The 5,993-nt window shown below is 71.4% G+C and carries 5 protein-coding genes; 3 read left to right on the top strand and 2 right to left on the bottom strand.

What is annotated here, in order from left to right; genetic code table 11:
• A partial coding sequence (locus Q0588_RS15515; RefSeq protein ID WP_298748061.1) for a PPC domain-containing protein occupies positions 1–481 on the bottom strand: 481 nt, incomplete at its 3' end.
• Between the two features lie 178 nt (positions 482–659).
• Here Q0588_RS15515 and Q0588_RS15510 point away from each other — a divergent pair.
• The 3 genes from Q0588_RS15510 to alr all read left to right on the top strand — a co-directional run bounded on the left by Q0588_RS15510 (position 660) and on the right by alr (position 5,294).
• A complete protein-coding gene (locus tag Q0588_RS15510; protein WP_298748058.1) occupies positions 660–2,798 on the top strand; it encodes a DEAD/DEAH box helicase in 2,139 nt (712 codons plus the stop codon).
• A gap of 336 nt (positions 2,799–3,134) precedes the next feature.
• On the top strand, positions 3,135–4,217 hold the full coding sequence (gene ugpC / locus Q0588_RS15505; protein ID WP_298748055.1) for a sn-glycerol-3-phosphate ABC transporter ATP-binding protein UgpC: 1,083 nt from the start codon (positions 3,135–3,137) through the stop codon (positions 4,215–4,217).
• A 42-nt stretch (positions 4,218–4,259) separates the two neighbouring features.
• Positions 4,260–5,294 (top strand): alanine racemase, encoded by a 1,035-nt coding sequence (alr, locus tag Q0588_RS15500; protein ID WP_298748052.1) that lies wholly within the window; start codon positions 4,260–4,262, stop codon positions 5,292–5,294.
• Positions 5,295–5,297: 3 nt separating this feature from the next.
• Here alr and Q0588_RS15495 read toward each other — a convergent pair.
• Positions 5,298–5,993 (bottom strand): amidohydrolase family protein (locus tag Q0588_RS15495; protein ID WP_298748050.1); only part of this gene is annotated, 696 nt, incomplete at its 5' end.

Here is a 5,993-nt window from a genome sequence, read left to right as displayed (position 1 = left end):
GGCGGCCGAGCGCGATCGCCCCGGCCGGGCCGGCGCGGTCCGGGCGCGCCGCCTCGGCCCCGGCCGCCGTCAGCGTCAGCTGATAGGCCCCGGTTTCGCCGGGCTCGTAGCTGGTGGCCCCGATCTCGACCTCGCCGGCGGCCGGGGCGGTGAAGCGGATGCGGCTGTCGCGCCCGCCGCGGGCGGCCGGATCGTCGTCATTGTCCTCGCTGAGGCCGCCCGGGCCGCGCACCAGCAGGTAAGGGTCGAAGGCGGTGGCCGGGAGGACGACCTCATAGCGCTCGCCGGCGCGGACCGGGAAGATCCAAGTGTCGTTGTATTCGCCGCTGTCGAGGGTGTCGTCGCCGCGCCGCAGGTCGCCCTGCACGGTCTGGCCCGGGCGAATCGGGCGGGCCCCGTCCTGGGGCGCCGCGGTCCAGGCGGCGGCGGGCTGGGCCAGCACGGTCAGGGCCGTGGTGGCGACGAGCAGCGTTCTGAACATGGACATCCCCTTCCCTCGGGCCGCAGCTTTACCGAACGGGAGTCGTTTGTCACCGTCGCCGCCGGACCCGTCAGGAACGGAAGGGCCGCGCTTCCGCCTTGATCGGCGGGCATAGGGGCGCCCCCTCGCCGCCCCGCCGGGCTGGCGCGCGCCGGCCCGGCGCCTTACGGACCGATCCATGCCCTTCCCCGCCAGTCATCCCGCGCTCGACCGCGCGCTTTCCGCCCGTGGCTACGACGAGCCGACGCCGGTTCAGTCCGCCGTGCTCGACGCCGCGCTGAACGAGGATGGCCCTGATCGGCCGGGAATGGGCCGCGACCTGCTGGTCTCGGCCCAGACCGGTTCGGGCAAGACCGTCGCCTTCGGCCTGGCCCTGGCCCCCACCCTGCTGGGCGAGGCGGAGAAATTCGCCGAGTTCGGGGCGCCGGCGGCCCTGGTCATCGCGCCGACCCGCGAGCTGGCCCTGCAGGTGTCGAACGAGTTGCAGTGGCTGTACGCCCAGACCGGGGCCCGCATCGTCTCCTGCGTCGGCGGCATGGACCCCAAGGTCGAGCGCCGGGCGCTGGAGCGCGGCTGCCATATCGTCGTCGGCACGCCGGGCCGGCTGCGCGATCACCTCGAGCGCGGCGCGCTGGACCTGTCGACGCTGCAGGCGGTGGTGCTCGACGAGGCCGACGAGATGCTCGACATGGGTTTCCACGAGGACCTGACCTTCATCCTCGACGCCGCCCCGGCCGAGCGCCGCACCCTGATGTTCTCGGCCACCCTGGCGCGCGATATCGTGCAGCTGGCCAGGACCTATCAGAAGGACGCCCTGCGCATCGACACGGTCGCCGGCGCCGGGTCGCACGCCGACATCGAATACAAGGCCATCCGCGTCGCCCCGAACGAGGTCGAGCTCGCCGTCGTCAATGTGCTGCGCTATTTCGAGGCCCCGGGCGCGCTGGTGTTCGCCAACACCCGCGAGCGGGTCAAGCACCTGACCTCGTCCCTGCGCGAGCGCGGCTTCTCGGTCGTCGGCCTGTCGGGCGAACTGACCCAGAGCCAGCGGTCCGAGGCGCTGCAGGCGCTGCGCGACGGCCATGCGCGGGTCTGCGTGGCCACCGACGTGGCCGCCCGCGGGCTGGACCTGCCCGATCTGGGCCTGGTCATCCACGCCGAAATCCCGGTCAACAAGGCCGGCCTGCTGCACCGCTCGGGCCGCACCGGCCGGGCCGGCAGGAAGGGCGTCTCGGTCCTGCTGGTCAGCTACACCCGCCGCCGCAAGGTCGAGCTGATGCTTCAGTCGGCCTCGATCAGGGCCGAATGGTCGGGCCCGCCGTCGGCCGAGATGATCCTCGAGAACGACCGCAAGCGGATGCTGGCCGATCCGGCGCTGACCGCCCCGGTCGAGGACGAGGACACGCTGAGCCTCGGCCGGCAGTTGCTGGAGAAGAGCACGCCGGAGCAGATCGCCGCCGCCCTGATCCGCCTCTACCAGCAAAAGCTGCCGGCGCCCGAAGACGTCTATGACGACGAGCGGATGAAGCGTCAGCAGGCCACCGGCAAGAACGACAAGGGCCAGGAAGACGTGCCCTATACGGACTTCGCCCGCGGCGGCGACATGGCCTGGTTCCGCATCAACATCGGCCGCGACAAGAACGCCGACCCGAAATGGCTGATGCCGACCATCTGCCGCCTGGGTCACGTGACCAAGCGCGACATCGGTTCGATCAAGATCTTCGAGCGCGAGACCAAGTTCGAGATCACCCAGGAGATGAAGGCGAAGTTCGAGGCCGCCATCGGCCAGGGACTCGAGGACGGCGTGAAGATCGAGCCGGCCGTCAAGCCGGGCCCGTCGGAGAAGCCGGCCGGCCGCTGGGACAAGAAGCCCGGCGCGGGCGGCGATCGTCCGGAGAAGACGCCGTGGAAGGCGCGCGAGGACGGCGGCGACAAACCGGCCTGGAAGCCGCGCGAGGATCGTCCGCAGGGCGAGAAGAAGCCCTGGGTCAAACGCGACGACGCGCCGGCCGCTGACGGCAAGAAGCCGCGGGTCAAGCGCGAGGAATCGGCGCCGCCCGCCGAGGGCAAGAAGCCCTGGGTCAAGCGCACCGCCGACGCCCCGACGCCTCCCGGCAAGAAGCCGTGGGTGAAGAAGCCGGCCGCCGAGGGCAGGACGCCGTGGGCGCCGCGCTCCGACGCCGAGGCCGCTCCGGTCGCGGCCGGCGACAGGCCATGGAAGGGCAAGCCCAGGGGCGGCGATCGCCCGTGGGCTCCCAGGGACGCCCGCGGCAAGCCGCCGGCCGGCAAGCCCCCCAGGGCCCGCGGGCCCCGCTAGAGCCTGATCGGTTGAGGAGGAATCGCTTCGCGATTCCGCCGATGCCGTGAATCAGCCTCCAGCATGATCCCGGAGCGAAGATCCGGGTTTGGACGCGATCGCGTCCAAACCGATTTCGCTCTGGGCGCATTGCGGCCCGGCCCGGCATGAGGATTGCGCCTTGCCTGTAACCGTTTACGCTAGAGCCTGATCGGTTGAGGTGGATCGCTTCGCGATTCCGCCGATGCCGTGAATCAGGCTTCAGCATAATCCTGGAGCGAATATCCGGGTTTGGACGCGATCGCGTCCAAACCGATTTCACTCTAGGCCCCGGGCCAGAAGCGGCGGGCAGGAAACATGGCGGACGTCCGGCTGAGCGGGGTGAGCAAACGCTTCGGCGCCGTCGAGGTGCTGAAGGGAATCGATCTCCAGATCGCGGACGGTGAGTTCGTGGTCTTCGTCGGCCCGTCCGGCTGCGGCAAGTCGACCCTGCTGCGCACCATCGCCGGGCTGGAGGCGGCGGACGAAGGCGAGATCGCCATCGGCGGGCGGACGGTCGACGACCTGTCCCCGTCAGAGCGGGGGATCGCCATGGTGTTCCAGTCCTATGCGCTCTACCCGCATATGACCGTGTATGAAAACATGGCGTTCGGTCTAAAACTTGCGAAAATGGACAAGGTCGGGATCGACCGGCGGGTCCGCGCCGCGGCCGAGACGCTGAACATCGAGGCCTATCTGGACCGCAAGCCGAAGGCCCTGTCCGGGGGGCAGCGCCAGCGGGTCGCCATCGGCCGGGCCATCGTGCGCGAGCCGAAGGTCTTCCTGTTCGACGAGCCCCTGTCCAACCTCGACGCCGCCCTGAGGGTGCGGATGCGCTATGAATTCGCCGCCCTGCGCGAGCGGCTGAAGACCACCATGGTCTATGTCACCCACGACCAGGTCGAGGCCATGACCCTGGCCGACCGGATCGTGGTGCTGAACGAGGGGGCCGTGGAACAGATCGGCCGGCCGATGGAGCTGTACGCCCGGCCGCGCAACCTGTTCGTCGCCGGATTCATCGGCAGCCCGAAGATGAACCTGCTGCCGGCGGAGATCGTCGCCGCCTCGGCCGCCGGCGCGACCGTGCGCACGGCGGCCGGAGACTGCGTCAGGGTCGATGTCGACGCCGCCCGCGCCCGGCCGGGAGAGGCCGTGACCCTCGGCGTACGTCCCGAGCATCTGGACCCGTCCGGCCAGGGCGATCCGGTCGCCGCCACAGTGACCTTCATCGAGACGCTGGGCCACGCCACCTACGCCCATCTGGGCGCGGCGGCGGCGCCGCTGACGGTGCTGCTGCCGGGCGACGCGCGCCCGGCCGTGGGCGAGGCCCTGACCGTGCGCGTGCCGGCCGGCGAGGCGCATCTGTTCGACGCCGCCGGAGAGGCCTTCCCCCGTCTGTAGGCAGGTTGTTGCATCGCACAACGCGCTGGCCCTAGATGGGGCATGACCGCCCCCGCCGCCCTGACCGTCGATCTGGACGCCCTCGCCGGCAATTTCCGCACGCTGGAGCGAATCGGCGGCGCGCCGGCGCATCCGGTGGTCAAGGCCGACGCCTACGGCCTCGGCGCCGCGGCCTGCGCCGAACGGCTGATGCGCGAAGGGGCGCGGACCTTCTTCGTGGCCCGGACCCGCGAGGGCGAGCAGCTGCGCGCGGCGCTCGGCGCCACGCCAGCCATCTATGTGCTCGACGGGTGCCTGACGGGGCGGGCCGCGCGGCTGCGCGCCGCGGACCTGCGCCCGATCCTGAACACCGAGGCCCAGATCGCCGAGTGGCGGGCCGCCGGCGGCGGGCGCTGCGGCCTGCAGATCGACACGGGCATGAACCGCCTCGGCTTCCGGCCGGAGGCGGCCCCGGAGCCGTTCGCGGGTCTGGACCTGGTGCTGAGCCACCTGGCCTGCGCCGACGATCCGGCCGAGCCGATGAACGCGCGCCAGCGCGACGCCTTCGCGGCGGCGGCGGCGCGCTACCCGGGCGCGGTGCGGTCGTTCGCCAATTCGGGCGGGATTTTTCTCGGAAGGGACTACGGCTTCGACGCCACGCGGCCCGGCGTCTGCCTGTACGGCGGCGGCCCGGAAGGCCGGCCGGACCCGCGCATCCGGCCGGTGGCGACCCTGTCGGCGGAGGTGCTGCAGGTGTGCGACGTGGCGGCCGGCGAGAGCGTCGGCTATTCGCGCGGTTTCGTCGCGGATGGGCCGAGGCGGATCACGACCTGCGCTGCGGGCTACGCCGACGGCGTGCTGCGGGCTTACAGTCCGAGGGGACTGGTCGCCGTCGGGGGTGAGCTGCGGCCAATCGTGGGCCGGGTGTCGATGGATGTCTGCGCCATCGACGTGACCGGGCTGGAGGTCGCCGTGGGCGACCGGGTCGAGCTGTTCGGCGCCCACCGGATGCTGGACGACGCGGCCGCAGCGGCGGGGACCATCGCCTATGAGCTGCTGACCTCGGTCACGGCGCGGGTTCCGCGCATCTACGTCTGAGGCTCAGCGCGCGTCCCGGACCACCGTCCCGCCCTTGATCACCACGGGCACGGTTTCCAGCATCCGCACATCCGCCAGCGGGTCGCCCGACACGGCGATCAGGTCGCCGTAGCGGCCCGTCGCGATGGCGCCGACATCCCCTTCCCGACCCAGCGCCTGGGCGGCGTTCCAGGTGGCGGCGCGGATCGCCTCGGCGGGGGTCATGCCGTATTCGACCATGACGGCGAACTGTTTCGCATTCTGGCCGTGCGGATAGATGGCGGCGTCGGAGCCGAACACCATCCGGGCCCCGGCGCGGTGGGCGGCGCGGAAATTATCGCGCTGCAGCTGGCCGATCTCGCGGTCCTTGCGCAGATTGTCCTCGGTGACGCCGAACTCGGTGCCCGTCGCCTGGGTGAAGTCGGTGTTGTAGATGTCCATCGACAGCCAGGTCCCGCGCTGGACCGCCAGCCGGATGCCCTCGGCGTCGATCAGGGAGGCGTGTTCGATGGTGTCGACGCCCGCGCGGATGGCGTCGGCGATGCCCGAGGCGCCATGGGCGTGGGCGGCGACCTTGAGGCCCCACATATGCGCCTCGTCGGCGACGGCGGTCAGTTCGGCCAGGGTCATCTGCTGCTGGCCCGGCTCGGTGTTGCGCGAGAAGACGCCGCCGGTGGCGCAGATCTTGATCACCTGGGCCCCGTATTTGCGCACCTCGCG

It is taken from the genome of uncultured Brevundimonas sp., from assembly GCF_937870815.1.
Taxonomy (GTDB): Bacteria; Pseudomonadota; Alphaproteobacteria; order Caulobacterales; family Caulobacteraceae; genus Brevundimonas.
The sequence above is the reverse complement of the archived record's forward strand: the minus strand, read 5'-3'. Positions and strand labels throughout refer to the sequence as shown.

Bases quoted from the DNA above. Each gene is read 5' to 3' on its own strand.
- Q0588_RS15510 (WP_298748058.1), top strand. From the start codon at position 660: ATGCCCTTCCCCGCCAGTCATCCCGCGCTCGACCGCGCGCTTTCCGCC.
- alr (WP_298748052.1), top strand. From the start codon at position 4,260: ATGACCGCCCCCGCCGCCCTGACCGTCGATCTGGACGCCCTCGCCGGC.
- ugpC (WP_298748055.1), top strand. From the start codon at position 3,135: ATGGCGGACGTCCGGCTGAGCGGGGTGAGCAAACGCTTCGGCGCCGTC.